We start from the raw sequence: 17,837 nt of genomic DNA, 5'->3' as shown, positions 1-17,837 counted from the left end.
GCCTCTGCCCGCTTGACTTGCTCTGCCTGATGGTCTATCCTGAGTCCTGTCTTCCGTGGCTGGGTGGCTTGGGGTAGGGTGAGGTGGGTTGGCCACTGACTGGGCTGTCTGGGTCGTCTGAGATGCCGCGCCCCTCTGGCCTGGCTGCTGGCCCGCCGGCCTGGACTGGGAGCGTGAGCGCGATCACGAGCGCCGGGTCTCGCCCGCCTATCTGCTGGCTTGCCTGCCTTCGATGTGCTGCGCCGCGCCATACCGCGCTGCGCCCACTCTCAGCGTTCGCTGCACTGCACCGGAGTTCTAGAGAAAGGACGGAACGGAAACAGAATGGCTGCCTCTGATCCTGCTGTCTCCTCCTCCAGGCCCTCAACGCCGAGCCTGTATACGATCGATGCCGAAAATGCTGCCGAGACCTCGCGCCTGATTATGCAGGACCAGTTGCTGACGCAGGCGATGGGGGGCCTGCTGCCCGAACTGACAGCAGAGGAACTCAGGAGCGTGCGCCGTGTCCTTGATATCGGCTGTGGCCCCGGTGGCTGGGTGCTGGCGCTGGCGGCTGCCTACCCCTCTCTGGAGGTCGTCGGCTTCGATATCAGCGAGACGATGATTCGCTACGCCATCGCTCAGGCCCGCGTGCACGGCCTGACCAATGTCTCTTTCGAGGTGATGGATGCCCGGCAGCCCCTGGCCTTTCAAGACGCCTCCTTCGACTTGATCAATGCGCGCTGGATCTTCGCCTTTATGGATCAGGCAAGCTGGCGCTCGCTGATCGCTGAGTGCTGGCGCCTCTTGCCCCCCGGCGGGCTGCTGCGCCTCTCGGAGCCCGAGCTTACGGTGACCAATAGCCCCGCTTTTCAGACGCTGATGGGCTATTTCTACGAGGCCCTGGCTCGCCTGAAACGCACGTTTTCGGTCGATGGCCACAGCAGCGGCGTGCCCTCGCTGCTCGGCAAGCTGCTGCAAGAGGCCGGCTTTGTGGCCATCCGTAAGATCCCCTATGTGGTCGATGGCTCCTATGGCACCGAGATGTATGCGATCAGCGTCAAGGATGCTGAGGTGGCTTTGGCCCTGACAAAGCCGTTTTTGCTGCGCCACACTTCGCTGAGCGAGACCGAGTTTGAGGCTCTCTATGAGCGCATGCTTGTGGAGATGCTCAGTGAGGAGCATGTCGGCCTCTGCTATGCGCTGACCGTCTGTGGCCGCAAGCCTGGTCAACTGCATGAACCAGCCAGGCGCGGCGCAGAGGGGCAAGGTGAGGCTGACGGCGCAGGAAGGAATGGGAGGTCCGACTATGGCTGAAATGAAGGCCCTGGCGATTGAAACCCGTAGTAAGGATCAGATTATCGATATCACCGATACGGTGGAGAAGTATCTGCATGATGTGCAGCAGGAAAGCGGCCTCTGTACGATTTTTGTGCCGCATACAACCTGTGCGGTGGCGGCGATGGATCTCGATCCGGGCACCGATCTCGATTTTCTAGAGGCCCTGCGCCGGCTCTTGCCGCCGATGCGCTATCGCCATCCGCATGATCCGTCCCATACGCCCGATCATATTCTGGCGACGCTGATCGGGCCGTCGCTGGTGGTGCCCTATGCGCACCGGCGCCTGTTGCTGGGTACCTGGCAGCGCGTTGTTCTGGTCGAATTGGACGGGCCGCGCCGCCGCACACTCCATTTAACCTGCGCCGGCTGAGGCCTCGGCTGGCCGCACCGCCTCGCACCAGCGCACCGAGAGGAAAGGCGGCGCACTCTCTGGGGCCGCCTCTCCTCTCGGTGCGCCTTTCCTCACTCTGGCGTTTTTTAGTAAAAATCATGTAGTGTGAGCTGCGCTAGCTTCACTGCAAGAGTAAGCGTGCGCTTGAAGAGCAAGCGCTGCTATGCTATGCTACTAAAGTAAGCTGCCGGCAGTACAATAGAGACATGTTTGCGTTGCAATACAGATGAGCGTGCAGGGTCACTCTAGTGGACTGGCTTCCATTGGGCGGCCACATCTCCCGACCCTGTCCGTGGGAGGTGTGGCTAGCCGGCGGTGCGTCCTGGCGAGTGCTCTGCTCTGAAGGCGAGAGAGGTCCAGTCATGGAAATCGATGGCGAGGCGCTACTTGGCCAGCAGGTCGGTCCGTATCGACTGGTCGAGGTCCTGGGCAGCGGCGGCTTTGCCTGCGTCTATCGTGGCCGATGGGGGACGGGTCAAGAGGTAGCGATCAAAATCAGCCGACGCTCGCTGGATTCGTTGGAGAGCCGGGAGGACTTTGAGCGCGAGGTGCGCATTATCTCGCGCCTCAGCCATCCCAACATTATCCGGCTCCTTGACTATGGCATCTATGAGGTGGAGCTGCACGGGCAGTGGCTCGCGTTGCCCTATCTGGTCATGCCCCTGGCTCCTGGGGGGAGCCTGCGTCAGCTTGTCCCCCGGGGCCGGCGCCTGCCGCTAGAAGAGGTCGTACGCTATGTACAGCAGGTGGCGGCGGCGCTGCAGTATGCCCACGACTTCCGCGAGCCTGACGGGCGCGAGAATGCGATTCTGCATCTCGACGTCAAGCCAGCCAACATGCTCATTGGCGAGCGGGGGCAGATCTGGCTCAGCGACTTCGGCATTGCCATTATCGGTCACAAGACGCTCCGGGTCAGTGATCCGCTGGCTGCGGCGCAGTCGGTGGGGAACACAGCGGTCTGGGGCTCGCCCGAGTACATGGCGCCCGAGCGTTTTGAGGGCCTGCGCCGTCGCGCCAGCGATCAGTATGCGCTCGCTGTGACCTGCTACGAGTGGCTGGCCGGCGCTCCCCCGTTCAGCAGTGCCGCCCCAGACCTGCAGGCGCGCCAGCAGGAGCTGAGGCGGCTCCATCAGACCCAGCCGCCGCCCCCGCTGACGGCGCGCTTTGGCGATATTCCCCCAGCGGTGGAGCGAGTCATTTTCAAAGCGCTGGCGAAAGATCCCGATCAGCGCTATCCGACAGTCAAGGCCTTCGCCGAAGCGCTTGAGCAGGCGGTCAGCGAGCAGCGTCGTCCGCCGCAGCCGGAACCGGGTCACGAGCCAGCAGCCGCGTCGAGGTCCGCGCCGGGCTTCACGCCGGCATTTACCCCCGGTCCGGTGCCAGCGAAGCTCTTCCTGGGGGGGCGATCGTTCTCCCCAGGCGGGAGCCTGGCCTCAACCACGCTTCCCAATCTTCCCACGCACTCCTCGGCTGCCCTCCTGGGTCCGGCCTTCTCGCTCAAGTCGCCGCCAGCCAAACCGCCCCATCTCTTCAGCGGTCACCGCTCCTTTCTCTACTTACCTGAATTTCGTCTGTTCCGCTTTACACATTTCGTGCTAATTATTCTGGCCGGGATTCTCCTCCTCACTGCTCTTCGTGGGCTGTGGTGGCTGATCTTGCTCTCCATCCCTCTGATGATGGCCCTCTTCCTACTGGCCATCAGCCGTCGGCAGCCACTCGTCGCCCAGGCGTTGGGCCTGCTGGTGGCTTGCTATTACGGGCTGAGCGGTTGGGTGTGGGCTTACAGATTCATCGCCCACGTTGGGGGCGATCGCCTCCTTGGAGGCGTGATCGCCAGTCTGCTGGCTCTGGCTGCCTGCGCTGCCTGCCTGTATGCCAACTATCGCTATGTCAAGCTGCGCCTCCGCTGGTGATTGAGGAGCGAGATGAGGTAAGGGCGGCTGCCGGCCCGGTAATGTAAAAATAGGCAAAATCGTCGAGTATCTGGCGTTCTCCCAGTAGAGTGGCTCCAGTGTAACAGCAAGCGGTGAGAGAGGAGCAGGATTGTTATGCCATATATGCAGCCCTGGAGCAGCCGCCAGCCTGGCTGCCTTATTCTGCTACTTGATCAATCGGGATCGATGAATGAGCCATTCGGGTTGCAGCAGGCTGGAGGTGGGCGACGCAAATGCGAGATGGTAGCGACAGTAGTCAATGGCTTCCTGAACGAGCTTATCACGGCCAACACAGTCATTGACAAGGAAGGCATTCCCGAAGTACGCCCGCGGGCGGAAATTGCCGTTCTGGGATACAGTGGCACGACGGTGACGTCGGCCCTCAAGGGGGGACTTGGGCGGAAAGAGTTTGTGACCCTGGGGGAGCTGCAAGATCAGCCCCTGGCTGTGGAGCGGCGCAAGAAGCGCGAGCTTGACGAGACGGGCGCGGTCTATGAGCTAGAGGTCTCTTTTCCGATCTGGGTCAAGCCGGTCTCCAGAGAAGGCACGCCGATGTGTGCCGCATTGCGGTATGCTGCCGAGCTGGCCCAGCGCTGGGCTGCGGCCCATCCCAACAGCTACCCGCCGGTTGTCATCAATGTGACCGACGGGATGGCCACCGATGGCGATCCGACGCCGATCGCGCAGGACCTCTGCCGGGTGGCCACCGCCGATGGCAACGCCCTCCTGTTCTCCGTGCACATCACCAGCCTCAATTACGCGCCGGTGGAGTACCCGGCAACGGAGAGCGAGCTGCCCAACGATCCCTACGCCCAGCTCCTGTTTCGAATCAGCAGCCTTGTCCCCGAGACCAGTCGGGCGCAGCTAGCGGCCATGCTGCAGCGCGACATCAGCCCACAGGCCCGCGGCCTGATCTTTAACGGTGACGCTGTTTCCGTGCGCCTGATGTTTAACTTCGCCAGCCTGCCAGCCACTCAACTGCTGGACCCGAATCGCTGAGAGGTGAGGCGGAGCGCCAGCGAGAGGGTCAATTGGCTGCCTGTCTGGTCGACTGCCGCAACCGTCCGCTGTGAGGTCCTTGTCGGTAGCCGTGAGCTGGAGACAGGGGAGAGACCTGCCGATGTTTGCCGAGATCAGCATTCTGGAGTACTGGAAATCGGAGCATGAACGCGAAACCAACGAGGATGCCTGTGCGCTGGATGCCGGGCGTGGGCTGTTTGCCGTAGCCGATGGGGCCGGTACGACCTTGTTCGCCCGTGAGTGGGCCCTGACGCTGGCGGAGCTGTTCGTGACCTATCCGCTCTTGAGTGCTCACCCCTTCGAGGTAGAGTGGTGGCTAGACCTGGCGCGGGCCCGCTACGCCAGCTATTTCTCGCCAGCGGAGCAACTGCCGCCGGAGCTGCGCTACAAGTGGCTGCGTGAAGGCAGTCAGGCGACGCTGGCGACACTGCGCGTGGTCGAGTCGGGACCAGAGCGTGTGGTGGCCAAGGCGCTCGCTATCGGCGATAGCTGTTTGCTCTGGCGCCGGGCGGGCAGCGAGCTGGTCGAGTCCTTTCCTCTGCGCTCGCCCGCCGAGTTCGCAAAGCCGCCGCTCTGTCTGCCTTCGCGGGCGGCCCTTTTCCGCCGCTCCTTTCACCGCGTCCAGGAGCAAGAGCTGACGCTTGGACCGGACGACTGCCTGATGCTGGCGACCGATGCGCTGGCGCACTGGGTCTTGGCCGGCGGCGATGGGAGCCTGACTCCAGGCCAGTGCTTTAGCCTGGTGGCCCAGCAAACGCCATCTTCCTGGGAGTCCTTTGTCGCGAGCTGCCGGGCCGATCAGGGGCTGGCCGATGACGACTGCACCGCGCTGGTTCTGACCTGTCGCCGTGCGGCGAGCGCGCGGGTCTTCCTGCTGGGCGCAACGCAGTCCTATCAGGGCGAACTTGTGCAGCAACGCCAGCGCGAGTTCGAGGCGGCCCGCCGCGCTGGCGACCGTCGACGGATGGCCGTGCTCTACGGCGATGGAGGCGCTTTTCAGCAGCCTCCGGGCCTGACCACAGATGAGGAAATCGCCCAGGCGCGGCGAGTGGCCGAGGCCCTCGATGAGCTGCTCTGGCAGCTCCGCCCGCTCCTGAATCGCGCCGATGCTGCCTGGCAGGCGGCTCGCCTCTGGGAGAGCTATGCGCCGCTGCTGGCTGCCGAGCCATGTGCCGCATCGCTGCGCCGGACGCTGAGCGCCTTGGGCGTGCGCGGGGTCGAAGCTGGCGATGAGCCGGAGCAAGCGCTTCCGATCCAGGGAGAAAGGACGGAGTAGCCTCTATGCCCGGGCGTCTGGCTTTCGATGAGGCCATGCAGTTTGCACGTAGCCGTCTCCTGGTGCCTGATCCTGATCTGCGCGAAGGCCAGGTCGAGATGGTCGAGATTGCTACGCGCCGGGGTCCCATCAGGCGCCCCTGGGGACTGGAGGGCGGCTTTGCCGTTGTCTACAAGTTCCGCACACGCAGCGGAGAGATGCGCGCGCTGCGCTGTTTCCATGTAGACATGAAGCCCGATACCGAGGAGCGCTATCGCCTGATCGCCGACTACTTCGCGTCGCAGCCGGCGCTGAGGGCCATTACGGTCTCTTTCACCTATCATCGTGAGGGCATCCTGGTGAAGGAGCAGGACCGCAGCGAGGTCTGCCCTCTAATCGCAATGGAGTGGGTCGAGGGGCGCACGCTCTGCGAAGCGGTCCACGACTATGCTCTCCAAGGCGATCGCGTGGCCCTCAGCCGGCTCAGCCAGCGCTGGCAGGAGATCGTTTGGGCCATGCGCAGAGCACACATGGCACACGGTGACCTCGCTGGCAGCAATGTGCTGGTCCGCGAGGATGGGCGGCTGGTGCTGGTCGACTACGACGGCGTGTATATTCCGCCTCTGGCCGGCTATCGACCGGTGCTGGCTGGCCAGCAGGACTACCAGCATCCGCAGATGTATCTGCGCCCGTTTAGCGAGGAGACCGACGCCTTCTCGGCCCTCGTGATCACAACTGCTCTCGCCGCTCTGGCTGGTGATCCCTCGCTCTGGCGACGCTACGCCCGCATCGATGAACGCGGCAGGCCGCCTGAGTCGCTGCTCTTTACCGCTGAGGACTTTGCCGACCCCTCACACTCGCGCCTCTTCCAGGAGCTGGGGAGCTGCCGTGATCCGGTGGTTCGCCAACTGGCGCGGGAGCTGCAAGCGGCCTGTCTCCAGCCTATCCAGGACGTACGCTTTCCGTTCCGCCTGCTCGACTCCAAGCACGAAAAGCGGCAGGCCCTGAGCGAATTGAGGGAGGCCATTGCTCGCGACGATGATGAGGCCATTGTCCGCGCCTGGCTGCCGCTGCTGGAGCAGTATGGGCCGGCCCAGTCCTATCGAGAGCGCGCGGAGCTGGCGCGTCGGCGTCTGGAGGCGCTGGCCCGTCTGCGCCAGGCCATTGCTCAGCGCTCCTCGCTGGGGGCCATTCTGGCCAGCTACGAAGCTGTGCTTGATGGCTGCAGTGCTCTGACCGAGCGCGAGCGGCTCCTGATCACTGAGGGGCGGCGCTTCTGCCAGGCGCTGCAGGACCGCCGTGACAAGGAGCTACTCGCCGCGGCGACAACCTTGATCTCGCTCTATGGCCCCACGATTCTCAACGCGCAGGAACAGGCTCAGATGCAGGCTGCCCGCGAGCGCTACAAGGCGGCCCGGGCCTGGGCTCAGGCGCGCCGGAGCGGTGAGGTTAAGGCTCTGGCAGCGGCCTATGAGCAGTTGCAGCGCTGTGAACTCTCCCTGCCGCCGGAGGAGGAGATGATCGGCTGCCAGGCGGCCCGCTTCTGTGCCCTGGTGGCCGATCCCGAGGCCGACGACGAGGCCCTGCTTGCGGCCTATGAGGCTCTGGCCCTTGGTCCGGCGGGGGCCCAGCTCTCCTTTAGCGCCGAGCAGCGCGCGCGCGCTGAGCTGGCCGAGCGCCGTCTGGCGGCCCTGGCGCGTCTGCGTATGGCCCTGCGCAGTCGCCGTCTGCGAGCCGTGGCCGAGGCTGATGACCCGTTGCTAGAGGGGAGCACGGCCCTGACGCCCGAGGAGCGCGAGCGGCTGGACCTGGCGCGCCGCTTCTACAAGGCCCTCGCGGAGGGCGACGATGCCTCTCTTGTCATGCTGAGCGAGCAACTGGACCAGGAGGCCGCCGCGGAGGACGGCCTGCTCCTGACCAGCGAGGAGCGCGCTCTCCTGACGCGGGCCTCTCAGCGCTGGCGCTGCTATAGCTGTTTCTTGAGCACCCTGCACTCACACCAGCCGCGCCTGATCGCCGCCGCGGCTGATCCCCTCTTGCAAGAAGTCCGCCTCAGCAAGGATGAGCGCGAGCTGCTGGAGCTGGCTCAGGAGTTCGTCGCTGCCTATGACGATGATCAGCGCCTGCTCGCCTTCTATGAGCGCTTGCTCTCCAGCCCGCACAGCGCCTTTTTCCAGTTTTCGCCGGAGGAGCAGGAGCGTCTGCATTTCCTCTGGAAGCAAGAGCAGCAGTGGCGGGCCTTTGAGCAGGCGCTCATGACGGCCTCGCACGAGGCTGGCGAAGCGGGGCCGCGCCGAATACTGGCGGCCTATAACGAGCTGCCACAAGCTTTGCTTGGGCGTCTCACGGCTGACCACAGGCGCGCGCTCGCCGAGGCGCGCCAGGCCCTGGAGCTGCTCCACCTGCTGAGGCAGGAGCACGCGGATGAGCAGCTAGCCTCGGCCTACAAGCCGGAGCTGCTGAGGGTCTTTCCTTTGCTGCTGACAGCGGCCCAGCTCCAGCGCCTGGAGGTGATCCGGCTCATCAAGGAACTGGAGGAGGCCTGGCGTGCCTGCGATTACCGACGCATGCTGCTGATTGCCAGGAGCATCCCGCAGCCGCAGTCCCTGGAGCGCTATGCGCTGCAACTGCGGGTCGCCAGCCGGCGCCTGGCGGAGCAGCTCCAGCCGGCGGACGTGCGCCTGAGCCTGCGCTCAGCCGGCGGGGGCCAGCGCCTGATCATCGCCTGGCGCTGGACTGCCGACCCCTTGCTACGCTATCTCCTGATTTGCTGGAGCGTGCAGGAGTTGTCGCCTCTGCCGCAGCCGCTTCGCTGGTGGCAACTGGAGCGGCTGGCTCACTACCGCGTGGTGAGCCACCCCGAGGCGGTTGGCCAGGGCCCGGCCTCATTGGACCTGCCGGTAGGCTCCTGCTCGCGCCTCCATGTGTTGCTCTGTGCCCTACTGCCCGAGGACTGGTATGGCCAGGGAGAAGGCCGGTGGGCGCAGCGCGATGGATATCGGACAGAGGAGCAGGCGTCAGACGCGCTCTGGTGGCCAGGGCGTGCCCTGAGCGCCGTCCTGCTGCCTGAGACGGAGGTGGTTCTCACCTGATGACGGGGCGGAGTGCAGGCCCTCCGTCCCGGCTACGCCTGGGCAGGCCTGACCTGGCCTGGCTGGAGCCGGCCCATTCTATGCGAGGGAGCACCCATCATATGAGCTTGAGGCAGATTCTGATCGCTGCAATCAGCTTTCTCTGGAAGATGCTGACCTCCCTGCTCTACCGCGGGCGTGTCGCCATCTGTCCCTCGTGCTGCGAGCGCATCTATCCTGGAGCCTGCGCCATTGTCAGCCTTCCTGATCTGCAGTCACTCGCTACGCTCGTCCCGCTGCAGCAGGAACCGTCTGGCCTCCGGCGCGTCTTCTCTATTCTCTTCCCCAGGTCGCTGCAGAGTGAATGGTTTGTCAGGCGGCAGGCGGTGCGCATCTGCTCGCACTGTCAATATCCCTTGCCGTACAATATTGAGCGCACACGCCAGGTAACGATCGCCATTATTGGTGATGTCAGCTCCGGCAAGAGCGTTTACATTGCCGTGCTTCTGCACCTTCTGGAGGAGGCGGCCTTTATTCCCAGTCATCTGCGATTCCGGTGCCATTGCCTGACGCCCGAGGCGCGCGAGCGCTACGAGCGCGACTACGGGAAGCCGCTCTTTGTCGATAGGGTGGTGCCGCGGGGGACGCCGCGCGCAATTGAGATGACTCACCAGCCGATCATTTACGAGATTGCCATTCGTCTGGAGCCGGACCTGCCCCCGGTGCGCTTTAATCTTGTCATCTATGATACCTCTGGAGAAGATTATGTCATCCAGGCCAGGCAGGTCCGCTATGCTCCCTATGTGCTCAATGCGGACGCCGTAATCTTCATGCTTGATCCGGTAGCTGTTCCCGCGATGCGCGCCAGTCTCCCGAGCGATCCCCATTTTCGCTATGGCCATAGTCTGGCTCTGGGGCACCCGCTCGATAGTTTCGGCAAAATAGTCCTGCCGCTGGCTCAGTCCGGCGTGCGGCGTCCGCGGCCCCTGGCGATCGCGCTTTCTAAAGCAGACCTGCTCAAAAAGCTGCGGCCTCTCGGCCAGCAATTGAGCTTTCTCAGGCGTCAGCCGGATTACCGCGGCGGCCTCGACCTGACCGATCTGGCCAGCGTTGATCAGGAAGTGCGGCAACTGCTCTATGAATATGACCTTGGGCGCTTCCTGGAGGCCGTCGAGTTTTATCGGGGGCAGCTCTTTGACCCTGTGTGCTACACGGCGGTCTCGGCTATTGGCTATACCCCAGACGAGCAGGGGGGCATTCCGGCGATCAATCCCTGGCGTTGTCTCGATCCTTTTCTTTGGGTGCTACACGAGCTCCGCCTGCTCCCGGCTCGTCCCACTTTCGCAGCCGCGGCGCCAGCGCACGGGGGCCAGGGTCTCCGGGCCGGAGCTCCGTCAGCTCAAGCCTGGCAACTCTCTCAGTGGCGGGCGCAGCCCTGAACTGCCTGCCTGCAGGCGGTAAGGGAAGCTGAGGGGAAAGAGAAGATGGGTGGGCTTCTGAGGAGGTGGTGAGAGGGAGCGCAGTGGGTGGGTGGGCCGACAGGGACGGCAGCGCCGTTCTATCAAGCACGGAGGAGCGGACGATGAACGATCAAGCAGCCAGTTCGCAACAGATTGAGCAGCTCTGGTATACCTGGTCTGAGCGTGGCCTTGAAAGCTCACTTGCCGCTGGCTATCGTGTGCGGGCCTGCTCGCCGGCGTTGCATAGTGAGAGGCGTCTTGAGCAGGTGCGGCCCTATCTTCGCTATCAGCTACCTGCCGATGCCAATGTGACCAGCCTGACGGTCGAGGAGGCGCCGCGGACGCTGGCGCTGGTCAAGAGCGGCAACGAGTGCCTGTTACTGCACAAGGTTTACGCGGGGCGCGATGGCGCCGGGCGCCCCGGGAACTATTTTGTGCATCTGCTGGCCGGCTTAGAACCCACCTTCGGCCCCGACCGTGCGATTTGCTTCTGGCGTTATCAGGATGCCTTGCTCTGGCGTACCAGCGACGACCCCGGGCATGGGGTCATGCTCCCTCCCATTCCGCGCGAGGAGCTGGAGCGGCGCCTGCGGAAGCGCTGGGAACGGGCCTGGAGGCCCGAGGCTGTGCCGCGCGGCCCGGACTTTTTCCAGCTCAGCGAGAGCGAGCGCAGCGCAGCGCTGGAGTTCTTGCCCCTGCTGCTGCTGGCCTTCTTCGATCAGCAGCAGCACAGCGATAGCCTGCAGGCTCAGCGTGAGGCGGAGAAAACCTCCTCGCAGATCAGGAGGGGCGGCAGGGAGGTCCTGGCCGGCGAGAGCCAGAGCGAGGCGGACATTCCACTCATCTGCCTGGTTGCCACTCCCGATCAGGCTGCCTGGCTGGTCTGGGCCCTGGCGCGGCTCCTGCCGCCTGTGTTGCGCCCCCGGCTGACCTTCAGCACCTACGAGGAGAGCGGCGATTTGAGCAGCTCGCGCCTCATCCGGCGCACATTCGCGCTGGTAGCCACCTGCCCGGCCCAGCCGCAGCATGCCGCGACCTTCGTCAGTGAACGCTTCTATCGCGGCGCCTTGGCCTTCAATCTCTTTACCGGTCTGCATTCGTCGCCTCGCGAATGGCCCGAGGTCCGGGATTTTGTGGAGCTGGCCTGTGCGGCCTTCCGCGGGGGGGACCTCAGCTTCATCGAGCAGCTTCATCGCGATCTGGAGGGAGGGGCCAGCACGATCGACGGCTTCCTCCGCGAGTACCAGCGCTGGCGGAGCAATCAGGGCAGGCTGGGGCTTGAGCAAGTCGTCGAGATTATCAGTCGCTACCCCGAGGACTTCTCTCAGCTCATGGTGCGCCGTCACATTCTGGAACGGCTCTGCGATGACCAGCAGGGCGAAGCGCTGCTCGACCGCGTGCTGCCGGACCTGAGCCAGCTTGCGCGGCTACGGCTGGAGCAGCGACGGCTCGATCACTCCCTGGTGCTCTTTGAAAACGAGGTGCGCAGGCAGTGGCAAGAGGCCAGACTCTCTGCCGCGGCTCGCGTGCGTCTCCTGCTGACGCTCGCCTCCCTGGGGGCCGGGCGCGAGCTGCTAAAGGAGGCCATCAGGGCCTTGCTCGATGATCCCGCGGTCTATCCTGTCCTGCTGGCGAGGCCAGACCGCTGTAGCAAGCTCCTCAGCTTTGCCGCTTCCGCCCTGACCAGCCGCGAGGCGGAGCACTACCGCGAGGAGGTGGGCAGGCTCCTGCAGGGATATCGAAGCTGGGAGTCCTGCCGCTCGCTCCTATCGCTGGACCTGCCGCCCGCCTGGCGTGAGATGCGCTTACGCCTCCTGCTGAGCGTGCTGGAGAAACTGCTGCGGCCCACCGACGGGGCGCCGCTGCCGCTCGAAGAGCGAGACTGGCAACGGCTGCTCCAGCTCCTGGACCAGGCGCAGGACGCGGGGAGCCGCGCTGTTGCTCTGCGCCTGGCGGCTCTCTTGCTGAGGGATCAAGCAGCTCCGGCCTTCGATCTGCTGATCCGCTGCTGCCAGCTCAGTCCGCCACCCACCGAGAACGAGATGGAGGAGCTGCTTGCCGGCTCAGCCCTACTGCGAGAGCTGAGCGATCTGGAGCGGGGGCGCGTCGCCGCGAGCTATCGCCGCGAGCTTCTGCACAGGTATAGCCGGCAACTACGCTACTACGCGCCAGTCTATCTGCAGATGCGCCTGCCGGCCCTGGAAGAGCTGTGTTTGCGCCTCTTTACTCTGCTCTGCCTCACGTCGACTGCTGCTGAGATGGAGGAGCTTCTGTCGCTCTTCTTTGCCCAGGCCTCGAACTCTCTGCGTGAACGGCTGCTTCTTGTGTGGCCAGCAACGGAGACCAGGGCCGTGGCTTCCCTCATCAGGGCGGGCGCCCAGCAGGGCGATCTCTTCTTCCTGCGCACTCGCCCCGGCGTCTTCTTCTATCGCAAGGCGGTCGCTTCGCTCCCCTTCGATGAGAAGCTGCAGCTACTGGAAGCGTGGTTGCGCCAGCAGCCTGACCCCCTTGATCTGCACGTGCTGCTGACCTGCAGTGCGCTGACCCCTGAAGAAGGCGCCTGGCTGCTGGAGCAGTATGGTCCCATCTATCTCGCTCGCCCCGACTACGCTCGCTGCTGGGAGTTGACCCACCTGACCCATCGCTACCTGCTGAGCCTGACGCCAGAACGGCTGAGACAGCCCGAGACGAGAAGCCTTCTCAAGACGCTGGTCGCTCCCAAAGCTGCGCTGCCGGATTCCTTGATCCTGCTGGCCTGGAGCTGGCTGCGGGTCGCGGAGGCCCTCGAACAGCGCCAGACCAGACCAGAGCTGGAAAAGGCCCTTGACTACCTGCGACAGGCGCTTGATGATCAGCACTATGCAGCGCTGTCTAAGGAAATAGCCAATAAATTGAAGCTCAAGCACCTGAAGCCAGGGCAAAAGAAGCCGCAGGGGAAGCAGTATGCCCTGGAGGAGCTGAAACCCGAGGGTTTCCCCGGGCAAGACGCTCGCCCGCGCGGCCTGCCCTGGCTCGGCTGGCGTCTGCCCTGGCTCGGACGGCGCGGTCTGCGCCCGCGTCGCTGAAGGCCGCCGATAACCGACATCTTCCAGCATACAGATCAGATATACGATAATGATCACCTTTTCCATCTCTCTTTTTCTGATGTGTTCTTTGCTTCTATTAGAGGATACGCATGTTGAGTATACAGAAGATCCAGGACGAGCTAGAGCACCTGGAACAAGAGGTCAGGACCTTTGATGAGGCGGGGGCCGAGCGTCTGGCGCAAGTGCAGGCGGCGCTCTCCGGCTCCGGTCAGAGGACGGGGATGGCCTGGACCGGTCTGGACCTGCGCGCCTATCTGGCGCCCGACCTGATTGTCGCCGCCTATCGTGAGCAGCGGCAGCCAAAACGACTCCTCTTCCGTCTGGTCGAAGGCGCGCGCAATGTGCTGATCTTTCTGCCGATCATGGTCACCTGGTTGGGCATTGCCCAGGCCAGCGCAGCCTACCAGGCCTTCCTGAAGCCTTGTCTGCAGCAGCGCAGTCTCTGCCCCCCAGATGCGGCGCAGTCCTTCCTCTATCTCTGGCAACAAGGGTTTGATGATCGTCTGGCCCCCATCTGGCGCCTGAGCAGTGTCGGCCTGATTGACGCCTCGCTGCTGCTGATCGTCTTACTGCTGACTCTGTGGGCGCTGCTGCTGGAGCGCCGCGGGGAGGAGCAGCGCGAACAGGAGGTGAGGCTCTTTGAGCGCCGACTCGTCCACGCCGTCAGCGAGGCGACGTTAGCTCTGCGCAACCAGCGCATGGCCCTGGCGCCGGGCGAGAATCTGGCCGACGTGGCCCTGCGCATCGAACAGATGGCCGATACCGTGCTCGCTACCTTTGAGCGGCTGGCGGAGCGCATCGGACAGAACTTCTCCGAGGCCAGCGACCGCTTTAAAGCGGTGGCCGAGGAGCTGGCGCGCTCCGTCGAGGGGATCAACCAGCGTTTCGCCCAGCAGTTTGATCTTGGCCAGAAGCTGCTTGAGCACCTGGCTGACCTGCTCGACGGGAGCGGGCGGCTGGCCAGCGAGCTGCAAGGAGCCGCCAGGACTCTGCAGGAGGCCACTCTGACCATCGCCCAGGGTCTCCAGGGGATCGCCGGGCCAGTGCAGAGCCTGGAGAAGCGTCATGTGCGCCTGCTTGAGGAGTTCGTCGACGCCAACGACCGGCTCCAGAAGGTCTCGACCTCACTGGAGCCGCTGGCTCAAGGCTGGCAGCGGCTGATGAACAGCATCGATGCCCTTGATCTGGCGGTAGGTCAATTGGCCAGTCTGGCCACCAGCCTGGAGAGCACCGCCCAGGCCTGGCAGGGCTTCCTGAGCGCGCTCTCCCAGGAACGCCAGGCACAGGAGATGCTGGCCCTGCGGCTGGGCGAGGCCCTGACGAATCTCCACGACGCCATTGGTGCTCTGGGCCAGGGGGCCATCTACCTGCGCAGCATTGCTGTCGATATGCAGGATACGCTGCGCCTGCAGGCGGCAGCCGTTCAGGACGGGCGCCTGCCCGCGCCCGGCTCTCCCGGCAGCCTGAGCGAGGCGGTCCAGACGCTGCGGGAGGGTGGCAACGAGCTGCGGCAGGCGGCGACGCTCATCGCCGATCTGGCGCGCATGCTCGGGAATCTGGCTGCTCCTCACTCTCGCCCGAACGCCAACGCCGCTGACCCGCGCTAAAGGGCCAGCCGCTGCCGTCCCCTTCTATCTAGCTAGAAGAAGGAAGACCCAACAGCAGAGAAGAGGAGTGCTGGACAATGTTCGGAGTCAATCGCCCTCCCCGCATGCGCGAAAGCACCTTGCTGGCCGGCTGGCTCTTCGCCGATCTGCTGCTCGGCCTGGCGGTGATCTTTCTGGCCGCCACAACCTATGCGCGCCTCCCGCCCCCGGCGACGCCAACGCCAACCCCCACGCCGCCTTTGGGGACGCCGACGCCGACGGTGCTGCCGCGCCTGGAACTGCACCATCATCGCTTTACTGTGAACGTCGATGCGAACGGCTTGCTGACCAACGATGCCGGGGCCATCGCCTCGCTCAAGAGGCAGGTGCGCGCTCAGAGCTTCCTGCGCGGACGCACCGCCGGCCTGGTGATTGTCTATGATGGCGCTCCCACCGTGGACGCCATCGGAACGGCGCTGGATGTCTCGCGCAAGGTGATGGGCCTGCTCGCCGAGATGGGCCGCCAGGAGCGCTTTGCCTTTACCTGTACCTCCTTCTACGATCCGCTCTATACGCTGGGCCAGGATCAGGCCACGGTGACTATCGATGTCTATCTGTTTACGGAGCACCTCCAGACTTGCCCGCCAGCTCTGTTCTAGCCACACGCTGGCGCGCTGCGCGGCTCCGCGTCGGGCCTGGCTGCTCTCAGCGGGGCGAGCAAGCGGGAGCCTCACGCCGCTCGGACGGCCTTGCCCCTTAGCGCTCGCGCTCGCTGCGCACAAAGAGGATGGTGCCCACCACCAGGCAGAGCAGCGTCAGCGCGCAGACGACCACCAGGTTGATGGCCGGCCCTTCCAAGACCACTTTCCCATATTCAGGCTGGCCGCTGTAGACGACGTTGCGCAGCAGGTCGACGGCGTAGCGCATCGGGATGATCTTTGAAAGCAGATCCAGGTACCAGGGCAGGTCTCGCATGGGGATGAAGATGCCCGACAGGAAGAACTGCGGGAAGAGCAGCAGGGGAATGGCCTGATTGGCGCTGCGTTGGCTGTTGAAGAGCGAGAGCAGCAGCACCCCAAGCGCCCCACCTGAGAAGCAGATCAGTAAGGCTACCGGTATGAGCAGGAGCAAACTCCAGAACGAGACCGGGAAGCCGAAGAAAAAGATCCCCAGGAGCAGCACCAGCAAGCCCTGTAAGAGGGCAACCGCAGAGGCCCCCAGGATCTTCCCGAAGATCAGGGCGTAGCGCGAGACGGGGGCGATCAGCAGCTCCTGCGTAAAGTCGCTCTCGCGGTCCTCCAGCAGTGAGAGGATGCTCTGCAGGGTGTACTGATAGAGGGTCATGGCCAGCATGCCGGTGACGGCGAAGCTCATCAGGCTGTAGCCGGCGGCCTGGCCAAAGTTGCTCTGGAGCGGCCCCTCCAGGCCCAGAATGAGCAGGATGGGCATGATGATAGAGAAGAGGAGAAAGGTCCTGTCTCGCAGATAGCGCATGATGTCGCGCGCCGCGATGGTCACGATGGCGTTCCAGGTGTGATTGAGAGGGCGCTGCGCTGGCTTTGGTTCCAGGATGTGGCGCAGCAGCTCGTCGCGCCGGCTGGCTTCCGTGGCCGTGGCCGCGCTGGGCGTAGGAGTCGACTGATGGGAGAGCGTTGCCATGCTGGTTATTCCTCCTCACTGTCCAGGGTCTGCCGACCGATGATCTGTAAGTAGGCCTCTTCCAGGCTGGGGGCACGGGTCTGGACCAGGCTGAGCGGCGTCTCCAGGCGCTTGAGCAGGCGCTGCACGTCGGGGCCGGCGATGGGCAGCTCGAAGCGGCCCCCGGTCTCGCTGAACGGCACGCCGAGCTGTTGTAGCTCCTGGCGCAGGCGAGCCCGCTCGGGCGTGTCGAGGAACAGGCTGGCCTGGGTGAGGCTGGCCTTGAGCTGGCTCGGGGTGCCGGCGGCCACGATCTTGCCGTGGCTCATGATGCAGACCGCATCGGCCTCTTCAACTTCTTCAAGATAGTGGGTGGTCAAAAAGATGGTCGTGCGCCCGGTGGCGCGCACGCGCCGCAGGTAGTCCCAGAGACTATGACGGCTCTCGGGATCAAGCCCGGTCGTTGGCTCGTCGAGAAAGAGGACGGCGGGGCGGTGCAAGAGGCCGCGCAGGATCTCTAGTTTGCGCTTCATACCGCCCGAGAAGGTCTTGACGGGCTTGAAGAGGCTCTCGCTGATGTCAAGCAGCTCGGCCAGGGCCTCGACCTGCTGTCGGTAGGCGGAGGGCATGAGGCGAAAGGTCGGGCGGTAGGGGTAGAGGCCGTAAAGGGCAACATGCAGGCGAATATTCTCTTCGGCGGTCAGGTGCTGGTCCAGGCTCGGTTTCTGGAAGACGATGCCGATCTCGCGCCGGATGCGGGACGCCTCTTTCTCCAGGTCGTAGCCGGCGATGCGCACCCGGCCCGCGGTCGGGCTGAGGGTGGTGGTCAGGATCGAGATGACCGTAGTTTTGCCGGCTCCGTTCGGTCCGAGCAGGGCGAAGAGGCTGCCGGCGGGAACGCTAAAGCTGACGCCGTCGACGGCGTTACGCTCGGCTTTCTTGTAGCGCTTGACCAGATCCTCAACCTGAATGACGGCCTCCCCCGCGGCACGCTCTTCCTGGCCGGTCTGGCTCTCTGCCCTGATGATGGTTTGCATTGGTGTGTTCCCTTCTTTCTTCATGCTGCTTTCTTTATA

Annotated in this window: 12 protein-coding genes; 10 read left to right on the top strand and 2 right to left on the bottom strand. The window is 64.3% G+C overall.

Features of this window, described 5'->3' with window-relative positions; translation table 11 throughout:
• Positions 1-324: 324 nt before the first annotated feature.
• From AC6H1L_RS06685 to AC6H1L_RS06640, 10 genes are all read left to right on the top strand, one after another.
• Complete coding sequence (locus AC6H1L_RS06685) at positions 325-1,296, top strand: class I SAM-dependent methyltransferase (protein ID WP_497600754.1); 972 nt, start codon at positions 325-327, stop codon at positions 1,294-1,296.
• A complete protein-coding gene (locus tag AC6H1L_RS06680; RefSeq protein ID WP_497600753.1) occupies positions 1,289-1,690 on the top strand; it encodes a secondary thiamine-phosphate synthase enzyme YjbQ in 402 nt (133 codons plus the stop codon). The genes AC6H1L_RS06685 and AC6H1L_RS06680 overlap by 8 nt, the downstream gene beginning before the upstream one ends.
• 383 nt (positions 1,691-2,073) lie before the next feature.
• Positions 2,074-3,624 (top strand): serine/threonine protein kinase, encoded by a 1,551-nt coding sequence (locus AC6H1L_RS06675; RefSeq protein ID WP_497600752.1) that lies wholly within the window; start codon positions 2,074-2,076, stop codon positions 3,622-3,624.
• A gap of 135 nt (positions 3,625-3,759) precedes the next feature.
• Complete coding sequence (locus AC6H1L_RS06670) at positions 3,760-4,644, top strand: VWA domain-containing protein (protein ID WP_497600751.1); 885 nt, start codon at positions 3,760-3,762, stop codon at positions 4,642-4,644.
• 121 nt (positions 4,645-4,765) lie between these two features.
• A complete protein-coding gene (locus AC6H1L_RS06665) occupies positions 4,766-5,941 on the top strand; it encodes a hypothetical protein (RefSeq protein WP_497600750.1) in 1,176 nt (391 codons plus the stop codon).
• Positions 5,942-5,946: 5 nt separating this feature from the next.
• Positions 5,947-9,012 carry a protein kinase family protein gene (locus tag AC6H1L_RS06660; RefSeq protein ID WP_497600749.1) on the top strand — a complete coding sequence of 1,022 codons (3,066 nt, stop codon included), beginning with the start codon at positions 5,947-5,949 and terminating at the stop codon, positions 9,010-9,012.
• 101 nt (positions 9,013-9,113) lie between these two features.
• Complete coding sequence (locus AC6H1L_RS06655) at positions 9,114-10,430, top strand: TRAFAC clade GTPase domain-containing protein (protein ID WP_497600748.1); 1,317 nt, start codon at positions 9,114-9,116, stop codon at positions 10,428-10,430.
• Between the two features lie 143 nt (positions 10,431-10,573).
• Positions 10,574-13,516, top strand: coding sequence for a GAP1-N2 domain-containing protein (locus tag AC6H1L_RS06650; RefSeq protein ID WP_497600747.1), 2,943 nt, complete (start codon positions 10,574-10,576; stop codon positions 13,514-13,516).
• Positions 13,517-13,626: 110 nt separating this feature from the next.
• Positions 13,627-15,144, top strand: coding sequence for a hypothetical protein (locus AC6H1L_RS06645; protein ID WP_497600746.1), 1,518 nt, complete (start codon positions 13,627-13,629; stop codon positions 15,142-15,144).
• Between the two features lie 77 nt (positions 15,145-15,221).
• Complete coding sequence (locus tag AC6H1L_RS06640) at positions 15,222-15,782, top strand: hypothetical protein (RefSeq protein ID WP_497600745.1); 561 nt, start codon at positions 15,222-15,224, stop codon at positions 15,780-15,782.
• 97 nt (positions 15,783-15,879) lie between these two features.
• On the opposite strand, the gene AC6H1L_RS06635 is transcribed toward AC6H1L_RS06640, so the two are convergent.
• Together AC6H1L_RS06635 and AC6H1L_RS06630 are read right to left on the bottom strand one after the other, a co-directional pair.
• On the bottom strand, positions 15,880-16,782 hold the full coding sequence (locus AC6H1L_RS06635; RefSeq protein WP_497600744.1) for an ABC transporter permease: 903 nt from the start codon (positions 16,780-16,782) through the stop codon (positions 15,880-15,882).
• Positions 16,783-16,787: 5 nt separating this feature from the next.
• Positions 16,788-17,798 (bottom strand): ABC transporter ATP-binding protein, encoded by a 1,011-nt coding sequence (locus tag AC6H1L_RS06630; RefSeq protein WP_497600743.1) that lies wholly within the window; start codon positions 17,796-17,798, stop codon positions 16,788-16,790.
• Between the last annotated feature and the right edge of the window lie 39 nt (positions 17,799-17,837).

It is taken from the genome of Thermogemmatispora argillosa, assembly GCF_059696725.1.
The sequence above is the reverse complement of the archived record's forward strand: the minus strand, read 5'-3'. Positions and strand labels throughout refer to the sequence as shown.